Genomic DNA, 25,933 nt, shown 5'->3' on the forward strand with positions numbered 1-25,933 from the left:
GAGATGGAAGCATCACAGTTTCACATACTTATCAATCACTATCCGATGATCCTTACTTTCGTCGGCATGATCCTCATCGCGTTAGGTATCTGGCGAAAGCATGACAAGTCCACACGAGCGGCGTATTGGATCTTCGCTGCGGTGATGCTGATCGGCACGGCATCATTCGCCACCGGAGAGATCGCCGGCCACCAAAACAGGATGCTCACGGGCCCGGCCGGCGACGCCGTTCGTGCACATCAGCAGGCATCAAGGCTAGCGTTCCTATCGATCGGTTGTGCCGGTCTGGCGTCAGTTTTTGGCCTGGTCACGAGCTATCGCAAATCTGCGATCACGAAATGGTCTGCGGTCATCGCACTGATCATCGCGATCGCGGGTTCGATCTTGGTCACACGGACAACATTGCTTGGGCGGCAGATAAAATTCGCCGATGTTGGTTCGGCAGCGATTTCTAAGTGAAGAAGAGACTGTTAAAGGGAGAAGAAAACTATGGCACGCGTACATAATTGGCAGCTCGGACGGGAAATGTCCTATTGGTATCCGGAGAGCCGGCCGCAAAAACAATTCGCCGCCGTTTTCGACACGAACAAGTGTATCGCCTGCCAGACTTGCACGCTGGCGTGCAAAACGACCTGGACCTCCGGCAAAGGCCAGGAGTACATGCTCTGGAATAATGTTGAGACGAAGCCATACGGCTCATACCCGCTCGCGTGGGATCTCAATCTCCTGAGCCTCCTTGATGGCCAAAATTGGGGCCAGGAGAACGGTCAGCATGTTTACAAGGGCAGTACCATATTCGAATCGGCTCCGGCGGGTGAACGCGTTCTCGGCTGGCGGCCCGACGAAGAAGATTACGCCTATCCTAATGTCGGCGAAGACGATTGTGCCGGCGGTATTGAGCATGGTGCGAGCATCCAGATTCCGCATGCGATGGCGTGGTTCTATTACTTGGCACGTATCTGCAATCACTGCACATATCCCGGCTGCCTTGCATCTTGCCCTCGTGGTTCAATTTACAAGCGGCCCGAGGACGGCATCGTACTCGTAGATCAAGACCGATGCCGCGGCTATCAAGAATGTGTTCGAGGATGTCCCTATAAAAAGGTATTCTTCAATCCGCTCACATCAACATCCGAAAAGTGCATCGCATGTTTTCCCAAAGTCGAGCAGGGCCTGTCACCACAGTGCTTTGCCAATTGCATCGGAAAAATCCGCATTGCAGGCTACATCAATACTCCCGACAAAGCACAGGCAGACAATCCGATCGACTATCTCGTCCATATTAAAAAGGTCGCGTTGCCGCTATTCCCTCAGTTCGGGCTCGAGCCAAACGTTTACTACATTCCGCCGATCCACGTTCCGACCGCTTTCACCCGGCAAATGTTCGGCCCCGGCACCGAAAAAGCGGTTGAGATCTACCGCAACGCCCCGAATGACCAGGATCTTACGAGTCTGCTGGGCCTCTTTGGTTCCACCGAGGCGATCGTCCGCAAATGGAAACGAGTCGGTGACAAAGCGATCGGAATGGATGAGAACGGCAAGGAGTTGGTCAATGTGCCCTTCAAAGAACCTGTTCACATTCGCCCGGCATACGACAAGCTCTACCAGATCACGCGCACCAATTGCCCGTGAGGAGGTATTTATGCGATCAATAATTTTCGTTATCATTTTGGCGATAACATTCTCGCTTTCGTGTCACAAGGCTCAGGTTCCGACCACGGAGGTGAATGTCGTTCAGGTAAAAGATATTACACTCGATCCGGCTGCGGCCGTTTGGAATGATGTCTCCCTGCACACGTCCAAGATGATCCTTCAGGACCTTGTCGATCCTCGGCTGATGGAGGCGTCAACCGCCGAAGTAAACGTCAAGGCGATCACTAATGGAAGCGAGATCGCGTTTCGGCTTGAATGGATCGATGAGACTCAGAGCGATATGCCCGGACCTAAGCACTTCATTGACGGCTGTGCCGTTCAGCTGCCGGCAAAGATAGATCCGAACATTCCGGCACCCCAAATGGGCGAAGTCGGCAAGAATGTCGAGATATCGTTCTGGCGAGCAGATTGGCAGGCGATCGTCGAAGGCCGTGCCGATAACATCAATGCACTTTACCCTAACGCCACGGTCGATCATTATCCGTCTGAGGCGAAGCCGCTTGAGTCCGACCCCAAGGCACAGGCCGAAGCGGCTCTGCGGTATGCACCGGCCCGAGCATTGGGAAATCGCCGAGCCGGGCCTCGTGACCAACCTGTCGAGGACCTGATCGCCGAAGGGCCGAGTACTCTCTCGCCTGCTCCAAATTCAATCTCAAAGGGAAAAGGTATGGCACGAAAAAAGGATGGGCAGTCGTTATCACAAGGCCATCGCCGGCTGGCTTTTCCGCCGGCACTCCCTCCCAGATCGCATTTGCGATCTGGGAAGGTTCGCACACCGAAGTTGGTGCACGAAAAATGAGAACCGGCTGGGTCCCGTTGATCATAAAACAAATGAGCGGAGAATGATATGGCGTCAATTAGCAGCTTGATCAAGGTTCACAAAGTGATCGACGATCTATTCTTCGAGCATCAAAAAGCTTTACTCCATTTTGATTTCGATAAAGCTCTGCATTTATTGGAGGCGCATCGATCAACACTGCTCAGTCACATGGGAGATGAGGAAGAGATCTTACTCCCTGCATACGCAGAACGCGGAGAGTTTCCGGATGCGGGTGCTCCAAAGCTCTACTTCGACGATCATGAGAAGATGCGTTCGTTCATAGATCTCTTTGCCGAAACGACGGCACGCTTGGCATCGGAACCAGAAATAGAAAGAACCTTGCTTCAGCTGCTCGATCGCGAGGCGTTTTACCTTCGGCTCTGCAGCCACCACGATCGGCGTGAAACCGATTATCTATATCCGATCCTAGAGTCAGTGCTGTCCGAACCGGACAAGGTCGGGCTTCTCGATAGGGTTGCACTTCGGGGCGAAAAACATCAAAAACGGTGAATGATATGAAAACCAAAAAGGCAGAAAACCTGAATTTGCTAAAGGAGGCAGCCGAATGGCGGCTCTTGAGTCTGCTATTCGATTGTCCGAACCCCGATTGGCTCGAACACATTGATTTGCTCAGTCGGACGATCGGCGACAAAAACCTGAAACGAGCGGCAATATCGGCTCAAAAGGAAGCAGCCGAAGGGCTTTTTCATTCGATCTTCGGTCCCGGCGGCCCGGCACCGGGACGCGAAATAAGTTATCGCGGCTGGGTTCAGCCAGGATATATGCTGTCGGAACTTTCGAGCTTCTACGATGCGTTTTCTTATAAACCAGAGACTAAAGAGGTTCCCGATCACATTGCTGTCGAAACGGGATTCATTGCTTATCTGCGGTTAAAAGAAGCGTTTGCTCTAGAAAACTCAGACGCTGAAAGCGCCGAGATCACCGCAGAAGCGTCTAGAACTTTCATCGACGAACATCTGTCAAAATACGCAGAACAAATGTCGAAGATCCTTTCAAACTCGGGGATCGAGTACTTGTCGCTTGCGGGTAAAGCTCTATTTGAACGAGTCGGAAAAGACAAAGACAAAGAAAGGCAGGTCTATTTACCGGTTCTCGAGGACCAAGATACAGAATCCGAAATGTCGTGCGGTCTGAGCTAAGGTATGATCCTAAATACCGATGTAATGGCCCACGATTATCGACACCGCTACGAGCGTCCCGTAGATCACTTCCCAAATGCCGATCTTCATCGCTTTGACCTTTTTGCGATATGAGGAAAGGCCGATGACCGATCTAAGAAATAGGATCGCAAAGATCATGGTCGGCAGATATGAGCCGAGATCAAAAACCGCCAATGTCAATACGGCCGCCAACGCAAGTATATGAGCGGCGATCGGGACAAAATGCGAGTACGGCTTTCCCTTTTCTAGATAGAGGCGGTTTCTGACGTATAAGATCGACGGTATCAAACGAGCAACAACTATCGCCCAAAGTGCGTATGCCTTGGGCGTTTCCCAACCAGCCGCAAGAGCGATAACGGCGATCGACGAGGAGATCGCTACGGACCCGATCAGCTCGGCGAGCAGTTGACGGGAGCTGCGAGTTGCGTCGCAATAGATCTGATACGCAGCGAACGGCAAGATCACGGCAAACGGAATAAAACTGGCCGGCTGGGCATTCCAAATACTACCAACTGCTCCAACCAAAAACACCAACGCGAAAATGATCAGGAATTTCGAGGCGAGCCTTACCTGTGGCGACCCGAGTCGAAATCGTCCGCCGGCGAGAATTACTTTCATCGGATGCCGCATCAGGAATGCCCCGATCACGAGCACGGCGATCCAAACCGACGAGATGGCCGGCGCGACCGCGATCCCCGCGACAAGCGGTTCAAACAAGAATCCCCAGGATCCATGTTCCACCGGGAGGGCGACGGATTTGGCACGGATCTTGGGGTATTGGGCTGCTTTAGCCTCTTCTGATGACATCAATGTTAATGGATCGTCGGCGAAAACACGTCGCTTTCGATCTGCACCGCACGAGGAAAGAGCAAATTGTTCTCCAGATGGATGTGTTGGTGCAGGTCGCGTTCGAGTTCGATCATTCGGTGATATAACGCCGTAAAGCTTGGGCACGCCTCCGGCGGCAATGTGTAGTCGTTTGTAACCTCACGCATTTTCGAGAGTATCTCACCAACTTCCTCATGTTCGATATTCATCATGTTCACCGGGTGCTGCACACTTCCGAACGGCGGAAATGCCGCAGTAAGGTGATTATCATGATCGTATTCGAGCCGGTTAATGTATGGAAACAGAACCATTTCCTCTTTCGTCATATGCGGCCCGAGGTCGTTACACAGGTCCTGAAAAAGGCCCTTCAACTCGAGCAGATACGGCTTGTGATCGCCGTGGCGGCTCGCGACCTTTGCCATCAGCGGCGTCAGTTGTTCGATCTCGCTTTTGGTATAAACGTGGTGTTTGAACAAGATATGATCGATCAGAGTTCCAAGCGTCATTTCGGAAAACGCATCGCTCGCCGCCACGGGCACATCCAAAACACTGTCGATCTTGGTCAAAACAACATCGGGACTGGCACCGACATTTCGACAAGCCTCGTCAAACAGAGTATCTCCGTGACAGCAATAATCGATCTTGAATTCCTCAAAAACACGGGTCGTGACCGGCATCTCCAAAGCTATTTCCCTCACAGTCTTCCCTACAACGTTGATCATTTATAAATTCCTCCAAATCGATACTTCGATATGATCATCGCGTAGAATCGGAGAAAAAAATATGATCTGGGTCATGTTAGAAAAAGACCCGCATCGTCAGCAGGCATCGCCACCCTTCGGGTGCGGATAACGGTCAGATTGATCCTCGTCGTTATGGGCATTGAGGCAGACGAAATCCTTTTCGATCAGGAATTTTAATTGTGATCGTTCGTCGATGATCTGAGCTCCCTCAATGCTGACTTCTTCGCTTCCAGCCCAATCGTCAATGAGAATTCCCGGAACGCTTACGGTTATCCTGCCGCCGGCAAAAGTCCCCGCAAACCCATCGCCGTCTGCCCGTTCCAGCCTGTAATAAAAATTATTCTGATCGCCTGGGCCGAAGTTTACGGTCTCTTCGATCCGTCCGTTCGTGCCGAGATCTGCCACTTCGGTCCTGCCTAAACGAAAACGCAATGTATTTCCTCTGATCCTGATCTTCATTGTCCGTTATTCAAATGAACCTCTCTATCAGATAATTTATCACCTTGGCGACGGCCGAATTATGATTCAGATCACCTTTGGAACGATGCTATACGGCTCAAATGTTACCTGACCAATCTGCGAAGCGGTTCGAGCGATTCAAGAATGATCCGGCCTCTGACTATCCTGAAACAATCCTTGGCTGCCAGTTTCCTCACGACCCTGATCGTCGTCTCAAGAGTAAGGCCTGCCATTTCGGCAATGTCCTGGCGGCGATGTGCAATTTTCTTGCCGGCATTGCCGTGTAATTCGCCGGCAAGGCGCAACAGAACGTTAGCGACCCTTTGCTCTGCCGACGATGTCGCAAGTATTTGCACCGTATGGGCCCGATCGCGCAAAATGCCGCACATCCGACCCATGACGATCAACGAAAATTCGGTCGAAGATTCCATCAATTGTAGAAATTCGTCTCGAGGAAGAATTAGCAGTTTAGTCTCCTCGATCGCGACCGCTGAAGCTGGAAAAAGCTTCCCGTCCATTGCCGGCGGGATCGCAAACATCTCACCGGACTGAAATATCCCGATTATGATCTCCTTTCCAGCCTCAGGATAGCGGATCATTTTGACCCTTCCGCTGAGCACTATCGGGAGAAACGTAGCTTCATCACCTTCGAAAAACAAATGCTCGTTCGCGGCGACCTGCTTCGTTGAGCCCTTTGAAAAAAGGCTCGCTGTGAGCTCGGGGCTGAAATGTTCTGCGATCTGATTGAAACCGTTGTTCGAATTCATCACAACATCCTGGAAGCTAGATCTAATTCGTTAATATTTCACGTTTTATGATGAAAATCATAAACCGATTTGGCGAAAACTGATAATCCTTAACAATGGATGGGGTGTCAAAATGAACAATTGGTCAAAAGCAGCGAAATTTATCGTATTTGCTGCGATATTTACTACCACCTTGCAGGCTCAGACGATCGGCCAACCGTCGGTCGCAGATCTTTTGAAACGCATCGAAGAACTTGAGAAACAACTCAGGACGATCAGCGTCGAACTAGTAAAGTTACAAAATGCGAATGAGCCGTCTGCCGCCACAAACAAGGCAATATTACCTGCAGCCGAAACCGTCGCAGCCAAATCGACAGCGGTAACGCCCCCAAAGGCCGAACCGGCAGATGAAAAGAAGAAGAACCTCGGCGTAGATATCGGCAATGCCAGGCTCACACCGTACGGGACTATCTTTTTTAACGCCTTTGGTAACAGCAGCGGCACAAACAACGCCGACGTTCCGATATTTGCAACGCCGGCAGGCACCGGCAACTTTAGTGCCAGCGTGCGCCAGACAAGGCTTGGCGTAAAGCTCGAAGGGGCCAGAGTTGGCAGCGCCCGACTCGCCGCTGTGATCGAAGCCGATTTCTTCGGCGGCTTTCCGTCGATCGGCATCGGTGAGAATATGGGGGTCTTTCGTGTTCGTCTGGCTAACGCCCGTCTTGATTGGGAGCGAACTTCGTTAACCGTCGGTCAGGACTGGATGGTTTTTGCACCTGTAAATCCCGTATCGATGGCAACTGCCGGTAATCCGCAGCTTGCCGCCGCCGGTAACAATTGGGCACGTCTGCCGCAAGTCAGGATCGATCAGAAGATTGGCGGCCATTTAACCTGGCAAGGTGCAGTCCTCGCTCCGCAAACCGGCGATTTTGCTGCGAATGCCGCTTTTGCCGTTCAGCCAACCAGCGGTGCCGCCTCAAATGTCCCGTTTTTTCAGAGCCGTTTCGCGTATAGCGACAAAGCATGGTTTCGAACGAAAAAACCTGGCTCGATCGCGATCTCCGCACATTACGGCCGATCAAAGGTGTTTACCGGAACAGCGAACGTCAGAAATGATATCGAGTCATTGGGAGTGGCACTCGACTGGAACTTCCCGCTCGCTGATCGCTTGTCCTTTCTGGGCGAAGCCTTTTTTGGCCGCAATCTGGGCGGTTTTCAGGCCGGAGTTTTTCAGAGCTACAATAATGATTTTGCATATCGGCAGGGCACAACGCTCGTCGCGGGCGGCGTTCGCTCGATCGGCACCCGCGGTGGTTGGGTGCAGCTCGGATACACACCGCCGATTATGAAAGACCGGCTCGGCATCTACGGCTCTCTGGGGATAGATGATCCAAATGACAAAGACTTGATTACCGTATCAAACCGAGAATGGCGAACCCGCAATTTGGCGTTCGCAGGAAATCTGGTTTACAGGTTCACTCCTCAGTTTACAGTTGGCGCCGAATTCCGGCGGATAATAACGACCTACCTCCTTAGCGGTCGCAGGAGTTCAAACCATGTTAATCTGGGCGCTTCATATTCGTTTTAAGGCCCCAGCGCAACAGCAAGAATGGTCGAATTGCAAAACGGGCACCTTTTGAGTGCCCGTTTCGGTTTGATCTAATTGGCTCCGCAGGTAAGACTCGAACTTACAACCCTTCGGTTAACAGTCGATGCCTTCTTGTAACATACGTTAACTAACGAAAGTTCATGGGTGGCCGTAGCCTTTTGTTGCCCCTTGATTTAGGGCCATTTTCAGTCATTACTTGTAACAAGCGGTAACATTGGTTAACACCGCAGTCATAGAAAACTTTCTAGATAACCGAAGTAACTCAGGTAAAGAAAGGTATACAGCACCCAAGAGAACGGATTGAGAAATGAAGTGGGTCGCTTCGAGTTAGTGGCTGGCATTCACCGGATAGCGTTGACCCCAGTTGCGATGCAAAATCGGTATCGACAAATTCAAGATAAGGAAAGGACCAAGTTCGATGAGGCGGTTTTCACTCTAAACAATCTATGGTAACTCACTCGGTAACACTAGCAATATACACTTGGTCGCCGCGATTCTCGCCACCACGTAGGTAAAAATATTTGGTACGGCACAAAATAGTGGAACAGGAAACCGACAGCATATCAACGTGCCAAGATTTATTCGAACCCAGCTGCCTTCCAGCCCAGCTCTTAGTTAAATTCGGCGGCTCGTCTGATCAGATCTTCTATGCCCGGCTCCTTTAGATTGCGGGGCTTTCCGGGGTGAATTATCGAGACTTGGCATCCCTCGGCGGCTTCGACTAACTGGCGGTAAGTGCCGGCGTCGGGATCGGCGATATACGCTTGCTTCTCGGCGTTGTAAGCGAACATTCGCGGATTAAGGTTCGTGCATTCGTTACAGGTCGTGCAGCGAGTTGACTCGATGTACGGATCGTCGCCGTGTTTCTCGGCGACGGGTTCGACGTTCGTTGCGGCAACGGCGGCTACGGGTTCCGATGCGGCAGCGGCTTCGGCCTGCGGAGCCTCGGCCGTCTGCGGCTGCACAGTCGTCTCTGCCAACCGTGACTTTAGCTCTTTGGCTAAAAGTCGTTTCGCATGCGAATTATGGATCCCGCCGAGTTCCTGCAGACTGTGCCACATTGTAAGGCATCGCCGCGTTTCGCGCAGCAACCGATCATCAACTATCGCCCGCCGCACGCAGCCGTCTGAGTCAACGAGCATGACGACCGGTATCTCGTTTGGCATACTGGCAACCACGGTCTCTAAAGCCTTTGGAACCGGGATCAGAACGTCGATGCTTTCGTCTGTCGGAACTATTGCGAAGTGCCCGAAGAACCGGTCGTCCATAGACATGAAGTCCGCGAGTGTGAACGCGAGGGTCTCTGATCCCGCCTGCAGAGTTTCGTCTTCGAATGCAAAATTGTGGACCGGCCAATCATCGTCAAGACTCGGATTTTCACTGACCGCGAGCCGCGTCGCCCAGTCGGATCCGGCCGACGGGTCATAGACCATAGCCGGAAATACACGCGATTCCATCGCTGCGGCCGCCACCAAATAAGGCGGCACATCTGCGTTGTGGCCGGTCGCACCCGAAAATACACTGAACAGAGCCGGCCCTTCGTACGACAGAGCACGGATCATCGATTCACGCATCGAAAAGAGATGCGATGCACCGGACTGATATACGAAAACGTCCGTCAAACCGATAGCGGTGTCTACGATCTGGCGGGCCCGCAGGCCCAGTGCAACGTGGCCTTCGGCGACCTTTGACGGTTCAAGAACATCATCCGTGCGGACAAGCACCTTGATCGGCAATCCCGCAGCGAGAAGCTCGACCATCTTTGCCGTATCGACAGCATCAAGCGTTCCGGCATCCGTGCAGACGAGATAGTCGGGCAGTTCAGCAAGCTCTTCAGCATCGAGGCCGTTAGCACCGAAACCGTCAAAGAGAACGTCGTGTACCGATTCGCGATACTCGCCCTTTGTCTCGAGGTCGGCAATCGCAAGTGTTCTCAGCAATTCCACGGCTTCATCGTGCCTCTCCTGGTACGCGTCGAGTGCATCACAACACTTAAAAAACGCAAAGGAGTAAGGCTCATCAACGTTCTTTCCGACCGGATAGAATCGTTGTCTTTCCAACACTTCGATAAGGCCCTTGATCCTTGTGCGTCGTTCTCCCGAAAGCTCAAAACCCGGCTTTCCTTCCACTAAAATCCGCGACATCGCATTAAAATCGAAGGTTGTCCCAAATGACGTTCCGACGCCCGCTCTAAGCCGGTCAGGCGCACGCCCGGCGGCCGAGCCGACGGTTTCGGCGTCGAGAATGTCGCGGAGCCTTAGCATTAGCCGCTCCGCCTTCTCCCGAAACCGCTTTGCTTTGGTCTCCTGGACCGCGTTCCACGCATGATATACGACGCGTGACGGAAATTCTGCATCTGCATCGACCAACGTTCCGGCTGCGTCAAAATGTGACCATAACTTTTTGGCTGAATCTTCCATCGACGGATCGGCATTGTTCGAAAGTCGTGCGGCCGCATCGTTCCACAGCTTCCCGAAGTCGCCCGAGCCGTTCGTAGTCGATCCCTTTCGCAATTCCAGTTCTAATTTGTAACCGTGGCGGGCAATGCGGTCACGATCGGCGCTTTCGCCCAACGACTCGACCGCATCATCGATGAGATGGCTGAGGGATAAGACAGCCCGGTCAGGAGTTCCGTTGACGTTGAGTATCAATGGGAGGTCATACCTCAACGAAGCGAGGTCACTGACTCGGGCGAAAAGAGCAGGCCGGTATGAGCCATCAAGCGGCTGCAATTTCGACCCTTCACGGCGGCCCGTAAGATAGAATGCGATCTGATCTTGGAAATTCGCTTGCATCTTCTTTATCTAAACGTGTGTTGCTCCCTCCGGCCAGACAGTGAATTTGTCTAACTCAGCGTTTAGTCCATTTTTGACCATTTCAGCCGTTCTGAGCCGCGGATCATGCCGAACGTCCTCGTAGCACGGAATATCGTCATCACGATAAAGAATACCGACCGGAATCGGATCATCGCTCGATGCGATTTCGCGGGCACGGTTCATGTTTGCGGGGTCGTGCTCTTCCATTTTCGTGTAGACCTTCGCAAGGGACGGACTGATCTCGAGGCCGTTCTCGTGATGTAGCAGAAGGATGCGTTGCGGATCGTGCATCCACGGATCCATCTGTTTTGGAAGCCACTCCGGGCAACGCTGTACGATACGTATGAATGAAAAGCCCTTATGATGAAACGCTGACGAGACAACCTGATAGAGCACCTCAGGTATCCAATCAACGACTTGAGCGACGAATGAGACATTCGAAATTCCGAGTGTGACAGTCAGCGGATTCAATGCCTCTAGGTACGATCCGCGAGGCGTCGTGTTGCTTTTGGTTCCGATCGGTGAGGTTGGCGAGGCCTGTTTTTTCGTCAAGCCATAGATCTGGTTGTCATGGAGCATCATGGTCAGGTCCATGTTGTAGCGGATCGCGTGTATCCAATGCGCCGCACCGATGCTGCAGCAGTCTCCGTCGCCGGTATTCACAAAAACGTCGAGTTCCGGACGTGCGAGTTTGATGCCTTCAGCGACCGGCAACGCACGGCCGTGGATACCGTGAAAGCCGTATGTATTCATGTAATGCGGCAGACGGCTCGAACAGCCAATACCAGACACGAACACCGTCTTTTCCGGCAGCAGCCCTTCATCCCGGCACAGCCGCTGAACGGCGGTCAGGATCGCGTTGTCGCCGCAGCCGGTACACCAGCGAGGAACACCTTTCTGGTAGTCCTCAATCTCATGGTGTTCATCATACATTCGGAGCAAGCACTCGCTTGCACTGATGGTTTGAGTCGCAGCTTTCATGAAAGTGCCTCCAGTATCACGCGGCGGACCGTGTTCGGTTTGAGCGGAGTACCGCGGCACTCGCTCCAGCAATCTATGTCAAAGAGATATCGTGACCGCAGCAGCATCGCGAGTGCGGAGTATCGCCGATTTGTCTCATCGATGATCTCGTCATTGGGATCGTCGCTCCAGTTGTTTTCGATCGTGATTATCTTCTTGAATCCGGCGAGTATCTCTTTTATCCCTGGCGGCATCGGTTGAATAAACGTTAAGTGAAGCGACGAAACCCGTTTTCCCTCTTCGCGAAATTCCTCGACAGCCTCTTCGATCGCACCTTTCGTACTTCCCCAACCGATCACCAGAAGATCCCCAGTCGGGTCGCCAAAGACGGTCGGCGGCATAAGCGTCTTCTGAAGGGCGGCAAGCTTCAAGCTCCTTGCCCGCATTCCCTGTTGATTGATCTCTGGGTCGTATGCGACGTGGCTGTTTACGTCATGAGCAAGGCCGGTCAGCGTGTGCATTCCGCCCGGCTGTCCGGGAATAAAGCGGCGTGCGAGCCCAGTCTTCGGATCCCAGTCGTACGGTTTTGCACCAGCCGGAACGGCACTCTGGTCGATCGGGGGTGCCATCCACGCCTCGTCGAACGTTGGGCGTGTGAATGGCTGCTGAGAAGTTGCCAGGTTTGCATCCGAAAGGATCACGACGACCATATTGAACGTCTCGGCGATCTTGCGGGCCGTAATAACCGAGTAGAAACATTCCTCGATCGTTCCCGGAGCTATCACCACCTTAGGAGCGTCGCCGTGGCTGCCAAAGATCGTTGTCATCAGGTCGCCCTGCTCCGTCTTGGTCGGCTGTCCTGTACTTGGCCCGCCGCGCATTACATTGACAACGACCAACGGTATCTCGCCCATGACTGCCAATCCGATCGCCTCTTGCTTTAGAGAGTAACCGGGTCCGGAAGTGATCGTGACCGTGCATTTTCCGGCATATGAGGCACCGATCGCAAATGCACAAGCTGCGATCTCGTCCTCAGCCTGATGGACAATGCCGCCTACCTTTTCGAACGCGTCGCTTAAGTAATGCGAAGCTGAAGTTGCGGGCGTTATCGGGTACATCGCACAGATCTCCATACCCGATGCGAGCACGCCGAGCGCAAGAGCGGTGTTTCCGTTGACGACTATTTGAGGTTCGGTCGTTTTGGAAGACGGTATCTCGTATCTAAAGTCCAAATTGGCCTCGGCCCATGCAAAGCCCGCCTCGAGCAGTTCGATATTTGTGTTGATGACCGCTGCTGATTTTTTGCCGAATGTAAGTGCGACCTGATTGCGGGCGATCTGCAGGTCGAGGCTGTACGAACTGCATAGCATGCCAAGGGCGAACATGTTCTTGCCCCTGCGGGAATCGGTGACGTGCTTATGGCACTCCTCTTCCATGGGAATCTCGTAGACACGATATCCGGCTGCCACAAGCTGGTCGTATGTCTCAATGTACGAATTTTTGATGCTCGGATTTTGATCATCACGCCACATCGACTCGAGCAGGATGGTACAGCCCGGTTTTAACTCATTTGACCGAACACGGCCGAGCAAGACCTGCTCGTTGAACGCGACGACGAGGTCTGTCTCGTTGCCGCCGTTGGTCACTCGCTTTTCGCCAATACGGATGCGGTTGCCGCTCGCTCCCGCAACGCTGCGCGCTGGCGGGCGGATCTCGGCCGGAATGATCTCGACCGTCCAAACACCGTGACCCATTTGGGCGACGATCGAGCCGAATGACTGGCCGCATTTTTGTGCTCCCTCGCCCGAGTCACTTATGATCTCAACGATGTGTTCCTTAAGCCTGGCAGACACACGATTTACGTGATTGCCGTTTGTGGCCGATACGTTCGGTTTTATATTGTCACCTAATTGCATTAGCGTACCGCCCTTACTCGTGCAAAATTGTGTTCGCGGACGTCAATTCCGAACAGCGTGTTCGTCCGTTCCGCACGCCCGACATCGCGAATTCCCAAGTAACCTTTCATGCCGCGTGCCGCCTTGCGACCGGCTCCCATCGCTTCGATCACAGTTGCCGCACCGGTAACAATGTCGCCGCCGGCGAAAACGCCCGCCATTGAGGTCATTAGATCGTCATTGGTTTCGATGTAGCCCCATTTATTGAGCTTCAATTTCGAGGTCTGGCCGATGATCGGATTGGCGTTAGTGCCGATCGCGAAAACAACCTGATCGGTCTCTATCTCAAATTCACTTCCCGGAACGGCAACCGGACGTCTTCGTCCCGAGTCGTCCGGCTCTCCGAGTTCCATCCGGATGCATCGCATTGCGCAAACTGAGCCTTCCCCGTCATCGAGGATCTCGACCGGATTGCTCAGCCAGTGAAATTCGATCCCCTCTTGTTCTGCGTGATGAACTTCCTCGGCGCGCGCCGGAGCTTCGGCCTTCGATCGCCGATAAACGCAGGTAACGTTCTCGGCCCCGAGCCGTTTGCTGACTCGAAGTGCGTCCATCGCGGTGTTTCCCGCTCCGACGACGACGACATGCTTGCCTAGCGGCAGCGGCGTGTCGACTTTCGGAAACTCGCGGGCCTTCATTAGGTTGCAGCGTGTCAATAGCTCGTTTGCCGACAGCACGCCGTTGAGCGAATCACCGGGAATTCCGAGCATTGTCGGATATCCGGCACCGGTGCCGATGAATACAGCATGGAAACCGAGTTCCTTGATCATCTGCTCGATCGTGAAAAGCCGCCCGACAAGCGTATTGCATTCGAATTTAACGCCGAGTTGTTCTAATTTCTCGATCTCGGCATCGACAACTGTGTTCGGCAGCCGAAAATCAGGAATGCCATAGCGAAGTACCCCGCCCGGCTCGTGAAACGCCTCAAAGACCGTCACTTGGCAGCCGGCCTTCGCCATGTCAGCGGCGCAAGCCATTCCGGCCGGGCCGGAACCGACGATTCCGATCTTGAACACAGTTTGTTCTATGTATGGAAGATTTACCCAGCGATTTTGTATCGCGAGATCACCGACGAATCGTTCCAAACGGCCGATAGCGACCGGAACGAGGTTCTCGCCGACAACGCAGACGCCTTCGCACTGGTTTTCCTGGGGGCACACACGGCCGCAAACCGCCGGGAGCAGGTTTGTGCCGGTGATGACGTCATATGCACCTCGAAAATCCTTCTCGCCGATCCTCTGTATGAATCCCGGAATGTTTATGTTTACAGGACAGCCGTCGATACATTTCGGATCGGGGCAGAAAAGGCAGCGTGTCGATTCGAGAATGGCCTCGGGTTCCGTGTAGCCGCAGTTCACCTCTTCGAAATTCGTTGCCCGAACGACCGGGTCGAGTTCACGGACCGGCGTCCGTTCCTGTGGAATGCTTCGTATTGTCCGCTTCTTCGCCATTTGGACCCAACTCCGTGCCTAATAATTCCTATTCCGGAAGGGCGATCCCCTCTCCGCCGACGTTCCGCATTCGGCACGATTCCGACCAACGCTCGGTCGCCGCCTTCTCTTCCTCTTTGTAACGCCTCAACCGCACCATAAGGTCGTCGAAATCGACTTGATGCCCATCGAAATCGGGACCGTCAACGCACGCGAACTTGACGACTTCGCCGACCTTCACGCGGCAACCGCCGCACATTCCGGTTCCGTCGACCATGATCGGGTTGAGGCTCACCATTGTTTTCACGCCAGATGGCCGTGTGGCTTCGGCACTTGCCTTCATCATCACCGGCGGGCCGATCGCGACAACTTCCTCGATGTCGGGGTGCTTTTCGAGTGCCAGTTTGATGCCGTCGGTCACAAATCCCTTGATCCCGGCCGAGCCGTCGTCCGTGCAGATGATCAATTCATCGCAGATCGCATGAAACTTGTCCTCCCAAAACACAAGGCCCCTGTTCCTGAAGCCGAGTACCCCAACGACATAGGCTCCACTTTCTTTCCATGCACGTGCTTGCGGGAAAACGGGTGCGACGCCGAGGCCGCCGCCGACACAAACGACCTTTTTGGCGTTGCTTAGATGGCTCGGAATTCCCATCGGTCCGGCCATGCCGTACAGCGACGTTCCTACTTGACAGGTCTGCTGCATCTCAAGGGTAGTCTTGCCGACCGCCTGTATTACAAGGGTGATCGTTCCTTTATCCCGATCGAAATCAGCGATGGTCAATGGAATGCGCTCGCCAGCAGCATGCGACATCACGATGACAAACTGGCCGGGTTCGGCAGCTTTGGACATCATCGGATGGTAAACCTCTAGCAAATAGGTGACGTCGGAGAAATCCTCACGTCTGACAATTTCGAATCGGTTGATTAATGTGTCGTTCACCTTGTTCCTTGTGCTCCATGTCGTACTCGCTGAGAATAAACAGAGTCAACGAAGATTTTACTTGGCAACCAACGTGCCAAAGAGGAATAGGGATATTGGCCTGTATTTTCGGGCAATTTTGAGGGTTGCACAGGATGATCGTGTGGCCAACCGTGGAATACTTTGGAGAATTGGCGGGACAAGTGCGAAATTTTGCCCACTGCGAACAAAAACCTGTATCGCGTTGGTCACTAGGCACGGCCGACAATCAAAGAAACGGGCGTCAATATTCGACGCCCGTTTCATTTTGATTAAATTGGCTCCGCAGGTAAGACTCGAACTTACAACCCTTCGGTTAACAGCCGAATGCTCTGCCATTGAGCTACTGCGGAATGTGGCGCGCCTTATCAGGCGAACTTAAAGAGTAGAAATTTAGCCCGCGATTGTCAAGCGAATTTACTCTCACTTTGTCGTTAGCGACGGCCAAAGTATAATTAGCGTTTCGTCAAAGACATCAACCGGACGGGAGAACCCAAATTTTGCATCACGAAACTATCATAATCCTCGATTTTGGCTCGCAGTATACGCAGCTTATTGCCCGGCGTGTGCGTGAGCAGGGCGTTTATTGCGAGATACACCCGTTTTACCTTCCGGCTGAAAAGATAGAGGCGAAACAGCCGATGGGGGTAATATTGTCCGGCGGGCCTTCAAGTGTGACCGATATTGACGCTCCACGCCTCGAAAATGGTTTTTACGAAAAGATAAAAGCCCCGATCCTCGGGATCTGCTATGGAATGCAGCTTGTCGCGGTTGATCTCGGCGGTTCGAGTGAGCCGGCGGCGCGGCGCGAATACGGCCGCGCAAAGCTCAAGGTTCTTAGCGGTGTAACGGCGCTGTTCAACGAGTTGCCGTTCGAACTCGACGTCTGGATGAGCCACGGCGACCACGTCACAGTGCTGCCTTCGGGATTTACTACTACGGCAACGACAGGCGACGTTGTCACAGCGATCGAAAACCCAGATCGCGGAATTTACTGCGTTCAGTTTCATCCTGAGGTATCGCATACGCCGTTGGGTAAAGAGATACTCCGCAATTTTTTATTCAACGTCTGCGGATGTAGAGGTGATTGGACGCCCGCACAGTTCATCAAAGAAGAAGTAGAAAAGATCCGCGACATCGTTGGCCCGACTGGAAATGTTGTATGCGGATTGTCCGGCGGCGTTGATTCGACGGTCGCGGCCGCACTCGTTCACGAAGCTATCGGCGACCGGCAGACATGCATTTTTGTCAACAATGGGCTGCTGAGAGCGAATGAATTTGAAGAAACTCTTGAGGCATACCAAAACAACCTTCATCTCAACGTTCGCGGCGTCGATGCGAGCGAAGATTTTTACGCGGTATTAAAGGACGTTGATGATCCCGAACTGAAACGCAAAGCGATCGGCAGTAAATTCATTGACGTGTTTCAATCCGAGGCTGACAAGATCGGCAATGCAAAATGGCTCGTCCAGGGCACACTTTATCCGGACGTGATCGAATCAGTCTCACTTCGCGGCTCGTCCGTAACGATCAAATCACACCACAATGTCGGTGGCCTGCCGGAAAAGATGGATCTCAAGCTCATCGAACCCTTGAGAGAATTATTCAAAGATGAGGTAAGACTCATCGGCCGCGACCTCGGAATCCCCGAGATGATCCTCGAACGTCATCCGTTCCCCGGCCCGGGCCTCGGGGTCCGTATTCTAGGCGACATCACGCCCGAAAAGGTCGAACTCCTGCAAAAAGCGGACAAAATATTTATCGAGGAACTCCACAATTTCGGCATTTACGGCGATGTGTGGCAGGCATTTGCGGTTTTGCTCCCGATCCAATCCGTCGGCGTTATGGGGGATTTTCGCACCTATGAAAGGACAGTGGCGCTAAGAGCAGTCACATCGACCGACGGCATGACCGCCGACTGGGCAAGGTTGCCGCATGATTTCCTCGCCGCCGTTTCGTCAAGAATTACGTCCGAAGTCCGGGGTGTAAACCGCGTGGTCTATGACATCTCCTCCAAACCGCCGAGCACGATCGAATGGGAGTAAGAAATGCTTGCCATTTCTGATTCGCATTCCAAATTAAGTGGCGTAGTCCGCTATTTCGCACGTTTCACCGCGAAGGATCTTCCGTCCGCTCGATAAAACGTGCCTTTATTATAATTTTCGTCGTCAAAAACAAATGAATTCGAATCTGGTTGGTCGGGCGCGGATTCGAATGTGTTGCCTTCAGTAAATGCGAACATCTCGACGCCGCTGCCTTTGGCCCAACGGACCTCGAACGCCATCTTGACCGGTTTGACCGTGCAGCTTGTATCGCCGACAATATACCGGCCCTCAAATTCGCCTGATGATGCTACGGTTTTGGGTTTATCGGTATATGTTTCTCTTAGCCATTTCATCAGGCTGTCGCCGCTGCCGTAAGCAATGTTTTCGATCTTCCACGAGCCGTCCACCTGTTTTAGAGCATAGGTGATGGTCACCTTTTGACCGAAATTCGTAAAAGTGACGGGAATGCCGGCAGTGTCATTTTTTACCTCAGCACGGCCGATTACGAAGTTCTTGATCTCCGTATCCTGCGCGTTGTAGAGCGGGTCACCGTCGATCGCACCGACCTCGCCGCTCGAGTTGTTAGCGTCTTTCCAAATCAGATCAGCCAGCGGTTTTGCAAAGTATTTGTCCACTAACGCCCGGTCTTTTGTCTGAAAGAACGGGCTCTTTTTACCGTCATGGGCTTTGTAAAGGTCGGCAACCAACGCCTCGGCAGTGGCACTTTGCGATTCACCCGAGGCAGCGGTCGGCGTGCCTGACGCCGCCGCCGCGTTGAATTCGGCTCCCGAATTTACATTGGTGTTGTTTCCTGATGTCGAAAACGAAAAGTTACATGCCGATGCTGCAAATGCGGCCGTTGCCAGAAGGACCCGAAGAAACTGTGTTTTTGATCGCATAATCACCTGACTCAATCCTATGTAATAATGAAACAAACTAAAACTTCAATCAGTAATAATCTATTCGGTCACCGACGAATTATGTGTAAAATCAAACAATTCATTTCGCCTGTCCTCCTTCTCGTAGTATTTACCTTCACTCAAGGAGCAGTTGCCCAAAAAGGCAAGCTCGACATCAACTACACGGTTTCGCTCACCGACGTCGCGAAACAGGAATTTCACATTACAACCGACATCAAAAATATTAACCAGCCGACACTCGAACTAGCCTTGCCTACTTGGACGCCCGGTTGGTACACGGTCGAAAATTACTTTAAGAATGTGCTGCGGTTCCGCATAACCGACGTAAACGGCAAGGTTCTGCCGCTTAGGATGACGCGAAAACAGACCTGGCGTCTCGACACACGCGGAATCAAACAGATCCGAGTCGATTATGATTACAGCGCCACTGTGCTTGGGCTAAATCAAGCGAAAATTGCGACTGATTTCGCGTTCTTTACCGGCATCTAACTTTTCCTCGAACCGCTTGGCCACCGCACCGACCCGAGCACCGTCAAATTCCATATTCCTACGGGCTGGAAGTTAATGTCCGCGCTCAAAGACACCGCCGACCCGACCGTTTTCATTGCTGCTGATTTCGATACGTTAGTGGACGCCCCTGCATTAATGGGCAAATTCGACGTTACCCAATTTGAGGTCGAAGGCAAACCGCACTTTTTCGCGGCAGCTCCGGCCGGAGTCTTCAATGGCGAAAAATCGAAGAAATTCACCGAGATGCTCGGTTCTACCATCAAGGCACAGAGCGCGATCTTTGGCGGATTGCCGTACGACAAATACATCGCTTTCTATTTCTTCATGCCAGCACAATCAAACGCGAGCGGTGCCCTTGAACACCAGAATTCTTACGTTGCTTTTGCTCCGGCCGGTGAACGTTCGACACCCGAAGGTATCATCGGCACAGGCTCGCATGAATTTTTCCATACATGGAACGTCAAGCGAATCCGACCTGCCGAAATGTGGCCGTATGATTATTCGCGTGAAAACGAAACGCCGCTCCTGTGGTTTTCCGAGGGTTTCACAAATTACTACGGCGTTGTCGCTACCTATCGCGCCGGAGTTACTTCGAAAGAGAACTTCTTGGCCCGCGTTGCGGATGCCGCTGCCGGTATCGAAAATAGCGAGGCTCGCAAATACATCTCCCCCGCAAACTCGTCCGTTTCGACTTGGGCCGGCTACGACACACCGACTGCGTTCGGCATCTCATACTACACACAGGGGCAAAATCTCGCTGCCCTTTTGGATCTCTCGATCCGCCATGACAGCCACGACCAATACGACCTAGATGATGTAATGCGTGCTCTCCTCAACGAACATTACGCGAAAGGCAAAGGGTTTTCGACCGCCGATCTGATCGGAATTGTAAATCGGCTAACGAAAAAGGACTACAACGACTTTTTCGACCGCTACGTTTTTGGGACCGACGTGCCCGATTACGACCGCATCTTCGGATACGCCGGGCTTACGCTCGTGCGAAAGACCGATGCGACGCCCGATTTTGGTTTCTCGGTCCGCCCGCGTAACGGCGGCCTGACCATCAACGGCGTCGAAACCGGCGGTTCGGCCGCCAACGCAGGATTAAAGGTCGGAGACGTTATCACAAAGATGAATGGCGTTTCTCCATTCGAAGCCCCATTCGGCACATTCGCAGGGCGTGAGATCAAACTTACTATCATTCGCGACGGCGTTGAATCCGACGTACCAATGAAGGTCGGCTCGCGCGAATATGTCGCGTTCAATCTTGTCGAAATGACTGACGCTACGGCTCAGCAGACCAAGCTCCGCGACGGCTGGCTGAAGCGATAAACTTGATCGGCCATATCTTTCCAACAGCGGCTCCGTTTATCGGCGGAGCCGCCTTCTTTGTTGGATCGAGAGAGTTTTGCTGCACAACAATTTTTAAACCGTTAACCACTCCACACTCACCCCGAAAAAATTCGCGCCCGAGCCTTTTCCTTTTTCCAAACATCGAAAATAGGCGATTTTCCTGAGCTGACTTCACTATTAAATGGCACGTAATTTGCGCCTACGATTAGCGTAAGTGTTTGTATTCAGATCTTTGACAACGACCAACGCTACGGCAATGGTCTTCATTGAGAATTACGGCGAGTCTCGTGATCGGTTTACAAACGAATTATAAGTTCTGATGCCCCGTGGGGTTTCAGCAGGAGGTAGTTATGAAAAAGGATCTTTTTCCTAGGAATCTATTAGGGATCGGTATATTAGTGCTTGCCGGAATCACCATGGTCGTTGCTCAGAACAACGCTCGGACCTTACCCATCAAAGCCGATCCGTTCGTTAATTCAAATATCATTGTAAATGTTGACACACTTGGCGTCGCCCTTTTTGACGCCACGGGCTTTCGTCCGTTCGAGATGGTCGACCTCTTCATTGTTTCGACGCCGAATAAACTGCCATTTGATGTCGTCTTAGCTCGCTGGACCGCGATCGCCGACCAAAACGGTGCGTTTACGGCAGTTTGGCAGGGCGTCGTCGCCGAACCATCTCTGCTTGTACGAGCGGTCGGCACCGCATCAAATCGCTTTGTTGAGAAACAGTTTTCGACACTGCCCAGACCCGAAGCAGCGTCCGGAAACCTAGATCAGTGCCGTAACGGCTCGATCGATGATCCCAAGGACTGCTCCGCTGATAATTGGGTAAACGGAAATTTAAATGGCTCACAGGCCCACTATCTTGAAGGCGACTCGGTACCTTATCGCATCGTTTTTAGTGGTCTGGATACAGCGATAGAACATAACGTCACCATTCAATGGGATACCACCGAGGGCGGAAAGCATGCCATCGACTATCTTACGACGGTCGATCGCACCGAAGTGGCAGCAGATCCATGCTACGGCATTGCCAACTGTTCTAAAACTGCATTCTCGGAGTTAGCCATTCCACCGGATCCGAATGTAATTGCGGGACTTAGCGGAAATGACATCAGCCAGGTCGGCGGAGAATTCAGGCTGTATGGCGGAACATTGCTCACGACTTCCGAATACACACTCCTGCACGATTACACAACAACGAGCCACACTTCCATCACGATCAAATTTACAACGACGGTCCCGAACCCGGTCCTTGCCTGGGGCGGTCATATCGCGACCAGAGCCGACTGGGGCGTCGGAAATTCAGCGGTAGCTATTAGCGGCTCGCCGTTTCATATGCGTCTGCTCGACCTCGACGGCAGCGGAGGCAACCAGGATCGCGGCCTTTCGACCGATGCGGTCTACTATCCCGGCGACATCAAGATCATCAAGGATTCGCAGCCGGATTCGGTAATATTCTTCAACTTCACCGCCGTAGGACCTGATGTTTCGAATTTCTCGCTAAATGACAATGGAATTGGAACCGATACCGACTACATGGTGAGCTTTGCAAATCTGATCCGGTTTGGCCCAGGCCATACGGTTACGATAACTGAACTGCCGAACAACGCAATGCGTGCATCGGCGATCAACTGCACCAGCGATCCAAAGGGCGGTGATGGAACGAACAACAATGTAATTTCCGTTCCAAACCAGAATGTTGAGATCTTTCTCGAAGAGGGCGAGTCGGTAACCTGCACGTTCGTCAATACTCTAAGCCCCACATCGGCATTCGCGTCGATCGACGGCCGTGTGACGAATAAACCGGGCATCGGATTACCTCGTGTTGTTCTGGAGCTGACACCGTCGGGTGGTGGTTCGGAGAAATATAGGGTAATGACAAGTTCGTTGGGCTATTACCGATTCGACGATATTCCAACGGGACGTACTTATGTGATGACCATTTCGACAAAGGGCTATTACTTTGACCCGCCATCGATGATCTTTGACGTCAATGACAGTATTAACGATCTCAACTTTTTTGGCATCGATAATCCATGATCTTTGGTTCGAAGCCGCTCCAACGGAATAGCGGTAATTTGATCTGATTAATTGACAAAAGCCGGCCCCAAAAATGGGCCGGCTTTCTATTTTAGTCAGATTCCAGAACTGTCAAAGGCCTTGGAATGTCATGTCCATCAGCAACTGCGACGACCAATCGTTCTCACCGCCCTCGCGGACCACAAGACCGCGGTCACGCTTGCGTTGTATCAATATCGACTTTGATCGAGCGCCAGCGTTGTTGGTTAAATCTGATGATACTAAGCAGGAACCGCGTAAAGTGTCCGGCTAGGATGGCAAGCCAGATGTGTATCGGCTCGAGGCCGATCAGTCGCTGTATCACGAAGCAAATACCAACGGGTAATAATACCTGCGAGATGATCGAGATAAAGAGCGGGCTTTTTGTGTCGCCGGTGCCCTGGAGGCCGCCGGTGTAGGCGAGTGCCATCGAGATGAATAGGCCTGAGATACTAAGCACACGGAGCAGTTCGGTCCCGATCGCGACAACTTCCGGGTCGGTCATGCCGAAGATCGCCAACAGTTGCTGCGGTATAAAGAAAAAGAACAGACCAACTACGACCGCTCCCGCGAGGCCGAAACTCGCCGCCGTACGCACTGCTGCAACCGCACGGTCAGGTTTACCTGCTCCCATATTCTGCCCGGCGACCGATGCCGAAGCTCCCATCAAAGCGTTTGACGACCAGGTGACAAGCAGAAACAACTGACTATATGCGACGGCATATACGGCCTGCGTCGCTTTGCCCATGGCTAGCGAACCCATAAAGGCCGCCATTATCACGCCGCCGACGTTCATTGCGATGCCCTGTATCCCGGCCGGCAACCCAAATTTGAAGAGCTGACGGATCACTTTCCAATTGGGCGCGTAACCTGATCTTGGAAACGAAACGACCCAGGAACCGTTCCAAAGTTTGTAGAGCGAATAGACCCCGACAGGCCCCGACGCGAGACAAGTTCCCATTGCAGAACCGGCCGTCCCGAATGCCGGGATCGGACCAAGGCCGCGAATAAGGATGACGTTGAAAATGACGTTCAGCACGTTCATCGTCACGCCAAGCACCATTGGGGTTCGGGCGTCGCCCGCAGAACGCAGAGAACCGCTGAGCATGAAATAGATCAGCATCCCGAAACTACAAGTGAACATTATGCGCAAGAACGGCAAGGCCTCTGTCATAACGTCCGGGTCCGAAGTTACAAACCCAAGTAAATGCGGGGCGGCAAAATAACCGATCGGGGCGAGGATGCCGAGCGACATGAACGCAGCTGTAAGAAAACCCTGATAGACCGTTCGATTTACTTTTTCAGAGTCGCGGGCACCGGCAAATCGGGCAACAAGCACGCTCATGCCGATAAATATCGACGACACAAATACGATGACGACGAGGAATATCTGAAATCCGACGCCGATCGCGGCGTTTGCCTGATAGCCGATGAGGTTGCCGACCAGTATCTGATCGACCCAGCCCTGAGCGCCGCTGACTAGATTCGTGAGGACTGCAGGCCAAGCGATCTTCCAGACGGCACGTGTGAGCGGTCCTTCGGTGATGGAAGGATCGAATTTTGATTTTTTCTTTGCATCCGGGCCAGCAGGCACGGCCGCTTTGAGGTCGGCCTGGTCCAATATTTCTTCCGGATCTAATGCTGCGGTTTCGCTCATTTGGCGTTTGAATTTAATTTACAGATTACAATATTCACGCCGAAAGCGAATATACCAGCGAACGATGATCGGCCTAAAGGTCGACCAATATCTTAAACCCGCCGTAAACCATTCGTTTGCAGTCGAATAACTCCTCGGCATTAGCGAATCCTGTCATTGCAGGATCTGCGAAAATTGCCTTCATGACCTTGTTCCGATGAGCTTCAGACCTAAATTCGACAGAAGCATAGACAAGCGTTTCACCTTCCTTCAATTTGATCTTTTTTGGGAATGGGACGACGTCCAGAATATCAAGATCCGAGCCTATATATTCACGGTAGCGCAGAGCTCCGTGCATCATAAAGATCTTTCCAACGGCGGTAGCCAGCTTTTTGTAAGCCGGAATATTTTCCTCGAGTATCGGCACCAAATAAACGTCTGCGTACTTTGACATCTAACTATCCCCTTCGCTTTGTTTTGTCTTGTGATACAGAAAATAAGAAACAAAGACAACGCAAAGTGCTGCACAAGGGATAACCCAATTGACTACCGGATCACCGACAAGGATGTGTGAATAGAACGCCCCGATGATGTCAAATACAAGCCCGGCGTAGGCCCATTCTTTGAGTGCGGGAAACCTTGGAAACACGATCGCGGCCGCAGCCAAGAGCTTTGCTGCACCGATGAAAGGCATCAGGTACTCAGGATATCCAAGATGGGAAAAAACGGCCGCGGCCTCGGGTAATTTGATCACATCGGCGATGCCGGTGATAACGAGAAACACGGCCAAGAGCCCGGTAACGATCCAATAAGCGATCTTCATTGCGTTCCCTAGCTTCGCAGCGGCAGCAGCGCCTTGAGCCTCGGTTCGCGCAGCCACAGGCCGAGCCATACGAACACTCCGACGAGGATCTGTGTCCAAAACGGATCGCCGACCCTGACATGCGTCGCGATCGCTCCGCCCATATAGCCTGTGAGCAATATGGCACCGATAACGGACGTTCGCGGTATCAGATAAAGGAGTGTACAGGCGACTTCGACGATCCCGATCTTGAATATCACATCCGGTGTCCAGCCCATATGTTCGAGCCCTTCATTAAACTCCTTGGTCGCAGGCATAAATTTGAAACTCGCACTCATGAAAAGCAAAAGTGCGGGAAGGATCGAGATCACCCAGCCGGTGATCTTTGCGCCCTTTGAGACCGATGTTGTGTTTTCGTTGTCTGTCATATTATTGGCTTCCTT

Annotated in this window: 24 protein-coding genes and 1 tRNA gene; 10 read left to right on the forward strand and 15 right to left on the reverse strand. The window is 52.6% G+C overall.

Annotated elements, in window-relative coordinates; genetic code table 11:
* Positions 1-3: 3 nt before the first annotated feature.
* Genes IPK01_04080 through IPK01_04100 form a run of 5 tightly spaced genes read left to right on the forward strand, consistent with a single transcriptional unit; the run spans position 4 to position 3,633 of the window.
* On the forward strand, positions 4-459 hold the full coding sequence (locus IPK01_04080) for a hypothetical protein (protein MBK7932671.1): 456 nt from the start codon (positions 4-6) through the stop codon (positions 457-459).
* Positions 460-489: 30 nt separating this feature from the next.
* Entirely contained in the window at positions 490-1,632 is a 1,143-nt protein-coding gene (locus IPK01_04085) for a dehydrogenase (protein ID MBK7932672.1), read from the forward strand.
* A gap of 10 nt (positions 1,633-1,642) precedes the next feature.
* Positions 1,643-2,452, forward strand: coding sequence for a hypothetical protein (locus IPK01_04090; protein ID MBK7932673.1), 810 nt, complete (start codon positions 1,643-1,645; stop codon positions 2,450-2,452).
* 48 nt (positions 2,453-2,500) lie between these two features.
* Positions 2,501-2,983 (forward strand): hypothetical protein, encoded by a 483-nt coding sequence (locus IPK01_04095; protein ID MBK7932674.1) that lies wholly within the window; start codon positions 2,501-2,503, stop codon positions 2,981-2,983.
* Between the two features lie 5 nt (positions 2,984-2,988).
* Positions 2,989-3,633, forward strand: a complete 645-nt coding sequence (locus IPK01_04100) for a molecular chaperone TorD family protein (protein MBK7932675.1) — start codon at positions 2,989-2,991, stop codon at positions 3,631-3,633.
* A 9-nt stretch (positions 3,634-3,642) separates the two neighbouring features.
* Here the strand turns inward: IPK01_04100 and IPK01_04105 are convergent, their stop codons facing one another.
* From IPK01_04105 to IPK01_04120, 4 genes are all read right to left on the reverse strand, one after another.
* Positions 3,643-4,461: a YwiC-like family protein gene (locus IPK01_04105; GenBank protein ID MBK7932676.1), complete on the reverse strand. Its 819-nt coding sequence runs from the start codon at positions 4,459-4,461 to the stop codon at positions 3,643-3,645.
* Positions 4,462-4,466: 5 nt separating this feature from the next.
* Complete coding sequence (ric, locus tag IPK01_04110; GenBank protein MBK7932677.1) at positions 4,467-5,204, reverse strand: iron-sulfur cluster repair di-iron protein; 738 nt, start codon at positions 5,202-5,204, stop codon at positions 4,467-4,469.
* A 96-nt stretch (positions 5,205-5,300) separates the two neighbouring features.
* On the reverse strand, positions 5,301-5,657 hold the full coding sequence (locus IPK01_04115) for a hypothetical protein (protein ID MBK7932678.1): 357 nt from the start codon (positions 5,655-5,657) through the stop codon (positions 5,301-5,303).
* Between the two features lie 131 nt (positions 5,658-5,788).
* Positions 5,789-6,451: a Crp/Fnr family transcriptional regulator gene (locus IPK01_04120; GenBank protein ID MBK7932679.1), complete on the reverse strand. Its 663-nt coding sequence runs from the start codon at positions 6,449-6,451 to the stop codon at positions 5,789-5,791.
* Positions 6,452-6,563: 112 nt separating this feature from the next.
* Between IPK01_04120 and IPK01_04125 the strand changes: the two genes are divergently transcribed.
* Entirely contained in the window at positions 6,564-8,018 is a 1,455-nt protein-coding gene (locus IPK01_04125) for a hypothetical protein (protein ID MBK7932680.1), read from the forward strand.
* A 632-nt stretch (positions 8,019-8,650) separates the two neighbouring features.
* Here IPK01_04125 and IPK01_04130 read toward each other — a convergent pair.
* From IPK01_04130 to IPK01_04155, 6 genes are all read right to left on the reverse strand, one after another.
* Positions 8,651-10,834 carry a ferredoxin gene (locus IPK01_04130; GenBank protein ID MBK7932681.1) on the reverse strand — a complete coding sequence of 728 codons (2,184 nt, stop codon included), beginning with the start codon at positions 10,832-10,834 and terminating at the stop codon, positions 8,651-8,653.
* Between the two features lie 9 nt (positions 10,835-10,843).
* Complete coding sequence (locus IPK01_04135; protein ID MBK7932682.1) at positions 10,844-11,836, reverse strand: 2-oxoglutarate oxidoreductase; 993 nt, start codon at positions 11,834-11,836, stop codon at positions 10,844-10,846.
* Entirely contained in the window at positions 11,833-13,731 is a 1,899-nt protein-coding gene (locus IPK01_04140) for a 2-oxoacid:acceptor oxidoreductase subunit alpha (protein ID MBK7932683.1), read from the reverse strand. Before IPK01_04140 ends, IPK01_04135 begins: the two co-directional genes overlap by 4 nt.
* Positions 13,731-15,221 carry an NADPH-dependent glutamate synthase gene (gltA, locus tag IPK01_04145; protein ID MBK7932684.1) on the reverse strand — a complete coding sequence of 497 codons (1,491 nt, stop codon included), beginning with the start codon at positions 15,219-15,221 and terminating at the stop codon, positions 13,731-13,733. The genes IPK01_04140 and gltA overlap by 1 nt, the downstream gene beginning before the upstream one ends.
* A gap of 28 nt (positions 15,222-15,249) precedes the next feature.
* Positions 15,250-16,143 carry a sulfide/dihydroorotate dehydrogenase-like FAD/NAD-binding protein gene (locus IPK01_04150; protein ID MBK7932685.1) on the reverse strand — a complete coding sequence of 298 codons (894 nt, stop codon included), beginning with the start codon at positions 16,141-16,143 and terminating at the stop codon, positions 15,250-15,252.
* A gap of 296 nt (positions 16,144-16,439) precedes the next feature.
* Positions 16,440-16,514 (reverse strand) — tRNA-Asn (locus IPK01_04155).
* A gap of 144 nt (positions 16,515-16,658) precedes the next feature.
* Between IPK01_04155 and guaA the strand changes: the two genes are divergently transcribed.
* Positions 16,659-18,206, forward strand: coding sequence for a glutamine-hydrolyzing GMP synthase (gene guaA, locus IPK01_04160; GenBank protein ID MBK7932686.1), 1,548 nt, complete (start codon positions 16,659-16,661; stop codon positions 18,204-18,206).
* 50 nt (positions 18,207-18,256) lie between these two features.
* Here guaA and IPK01_04165 read toward each other — a convergent pair whose 3' ends face one another.
* Positions 18,257-19,105 carry a DUF3828 domain-containing protein gene (locus IPK01_04165; protein MBK7932687.1) on the reverse strand — a complete coding sequence of 283 codons (849 nt, stop codon included), beginning with the start codon at positions 19,103-19,105 and terminating at the stop codon, positions 18,257-18,259.
* Positions 19,106-19,186: 81 nt separating this feature from the next.
* On the opposite strand from IPK01_04165, the gene IPK01_04170 reads away from it, so the two are divergent.
* The 3 genes from IPK01_04170 (at position 19,187) to IPK01_04180 (ending at position 23,034) form a co-directional block, all read left to right on the forward strand.
* Complete coding sequence (locus IPK01_04170) at positions 19,187-19,615, forward strand: hypothetical protein (protein ID MBK7932688.1); 429 nt, start codon at positions 19,187-19,189, stop codon at positions 19,613-19,615.
* Positions 19,616-19,690: 75 nt separating this feature from the next.
* The gene (locus IPK01_04175) at positions 19,691-20,968 is read left to right on the forward strand and encodes a M61 family metallopeptidase (protein ID MBK7932689.1); all 1,278 of its coding nucleotides are present in this window, start codon (positions 19,691-19,693) and stop codon (positions 20,966-20,968) included.
* 371 nt (positions 20,969-21,339) lie between these two features.
* Positions 21,340-23,034, forward strand: coding sequence for a carboxypeptidase regulatory-like domain-containing protein (locus IPK01_04180; GenBank protein ID MBK7932690.1), 1,695 nt, complete (start codon positions 21,340-21,342; stop codon positions 23,032-23,034).
* Between the two features lie 193 nt (positions 23,035-23,227).
* Here the strand turns inward: IPK01_04180 and IPK01_04185 are convergent, their stop codons facing one another.
* From IPK01_04185 to IPK01_04200, 4 genes are all read right to left on the reverse strand, one after another.
* A complete protein-coding gene (locus IPK01_04185; GenBank protein ID MBK7932691.1) occupies positions 23,228-24,709 on the reverse strand; it encodes an MATE family efflux transporter in 1,482 nt (493 codons plus the stop codon).
* Positions 24,710-24,782: 73 nt separating this feature from the next.
* Positions 24,783-25,142: a DUF1428 domain-containing protein gene (locus IPK01_04190; protein ID MBK7932692.1), complete on the reverse strand. Its 360-nt coding sequence runs from the start codon at positions 25,140-25,142 to the stop codon at positions 24,783-24,785.
* Positions 25,143-25,511, reverse strand: a complete 369-nt coding sequence (locus IPK01_04195; GenBank protein MBK7932693.1) for a DoxX family protein — start codon at positions 25,509-25,511, stop codon at positions 25,143-25,145.
* 8 nt (positions 25,512-25,519) lie between these two features.
* Positions 25,520-25,918 carry a DoxX family protein gene (locus IPK01_04200; protein ID MBK7932694.1) on the reverse strand — a complete coding sequence of 133 codons (399 nt, stop codon included), beginning with the start codon at positions 25,916-25,918 and terminating at the stop codon, positions 25,520-25,522.
* Positions 25,919-25,933 lie beyond the last annotated feature (15 nt).

This window comes from Acidobacteriota bacterium (assembly GCA_016713675.1).
In the GTDB taxonomy this organism is placed as follows: domain Bacteria; phylum Acidobacteriota; class Blastocatellia; order Pyrinomonadales; family Pyrinomonadaceae; genus OLB17.

Coding starts and splice junctions, on each gene's coding strand:
- IPK01_04080 (MBK7932671.1), top strand. CDS start 4: ATGGAAGCATCACAGTTTCACATACTTATCAATCACTATCCGATGATC.
- IPK01_04175 (MBK7932689.1), top strand. CDS start 19,691: ATGTCCGCGCTCAAAGACACCGCCGACCCGACCGTTTTCATTGCTGCT.
- IPK01_04195 (MBK7932693.1), bottom strand. CDS start 25,511: ATGAAGATCGCTTATTGGATCGTTACCGGGCTCTTGGCCGTGTTTCTC.
- IPK01_04120 (MBK7932679.1), bottom strand. CDS start 6,451: ATGAATTCGAACAACGGTTTCAATCAGATCGCAGAACATTTCAGCCCC.
- IPK01_04100 (MBK7932675.1), top strand. CDS start 2,989: ATGAAAACCAAAAAGGCAGAAAACCTGAATTTGCTAAAGGAGGCAGCC.
- IPK01_04135 (MBK7932682.1), bottom strand. CDS start 11,836: ATGAAAGCTGCGACTCAAACCATCAGTGCAAGCGAGTGCTTGCTCCGA.
- gltA (MBK7932684.1), bottom strand. CDS start 15,221: ATGGCGAAGAAGCGGACAATACGAAGCATTCCACAGGAACGGACGCCG.
- IPK01_04200 (MBK7932694.1), bottom strand. CDS start 25,918: ATGACAGACAACGAAAACACAACATCGGTCTCAAAGGGCGCAAAGATC.
- IPK01_04095 (MBK7932674.1), top strand. CDS start 2,501: ATGGCGTCAATTAGCAGCTTGATCAAGGTTCACAAAGTGATCGACGAT.
- IPK01_04185 (MBK7932691.1), bottom strand. CDS start 24,709: ATGAGCGAAACCGCAGCATTAGATCCGGAAGAAATATTGGACCAGGCC.
- IPK01_04140 (MBK7932683.1), bottom strand. CDS start 13,731: ATGCAATTAGGTGACAATATAAAACCGAACGTATCGGCCACAAACGGC.
- IPK01_04105 (MBK7932676.1), bottom strand. CDS start 4,461: ATGTCATCAGAAGAGGCTAAAGCAGCCCAATACCCCAAGATCCGTGCC.
- IPK01_04180 (MBK7932690.1), top strand. CDS start 21,340: ATGAAAAAGGATCTTTTTCCTAGGAATCTATTAGGGATCGGTATATTA.
- ric (MBK7932677.1), bottom strand. CDS start 5,204: ATGATCAACGTTGTAGGGAAGACTGTGAGGGAAATAGCTTTGGAGATG.
- IPK01_04130 (MBK7932681.1), bottom strand. CDS start 10,834: ATGCAAGCGAATTTCCAAGATCAGATCGCATTCTATCTTACGGGCCGC.
- IPK01_04170 (MBK7932688.1), top strand. CDS start 19,187: ATGTGTAAAATCAAACAATTCATTTCGCCTGTCCTCCTTCTCGTAGTA.
- IPK01_04190 (MBK7932692.1), bottom strand. CDS start 25,142: ATGTCAAAGTACGCAGACGTTTATTTGGTGCCGATACTCGAGGAAAAT.
- IPK01_04165 (MBK7932687.1), bottom strand. CDS start 19,105: ATGCGATCAAAAACACAGTTTCTTCGGGTCCTTCTGGCAACGGCCGCA.
- IPK01_04085 (MBK7932672.1), top strand. CDS start 490: ATGGCACGCGTACATAATTGGCAGCTCGGACGGGAAATGTCCTATTGG.
- IPK01_04090 (MBK7932673.1), top strand. CDS start 1,643: ATGCGATCAATAATTTTCGTTATCATTTTGGCGATAACATTCTCGCTT.
- IPK01_04125 (MBK7932680.1), top strand. CDS start 6,564: ATGAACAATTGGTCAAAAGCAGCGAAATTTATCGTATTTGCTGCGATA.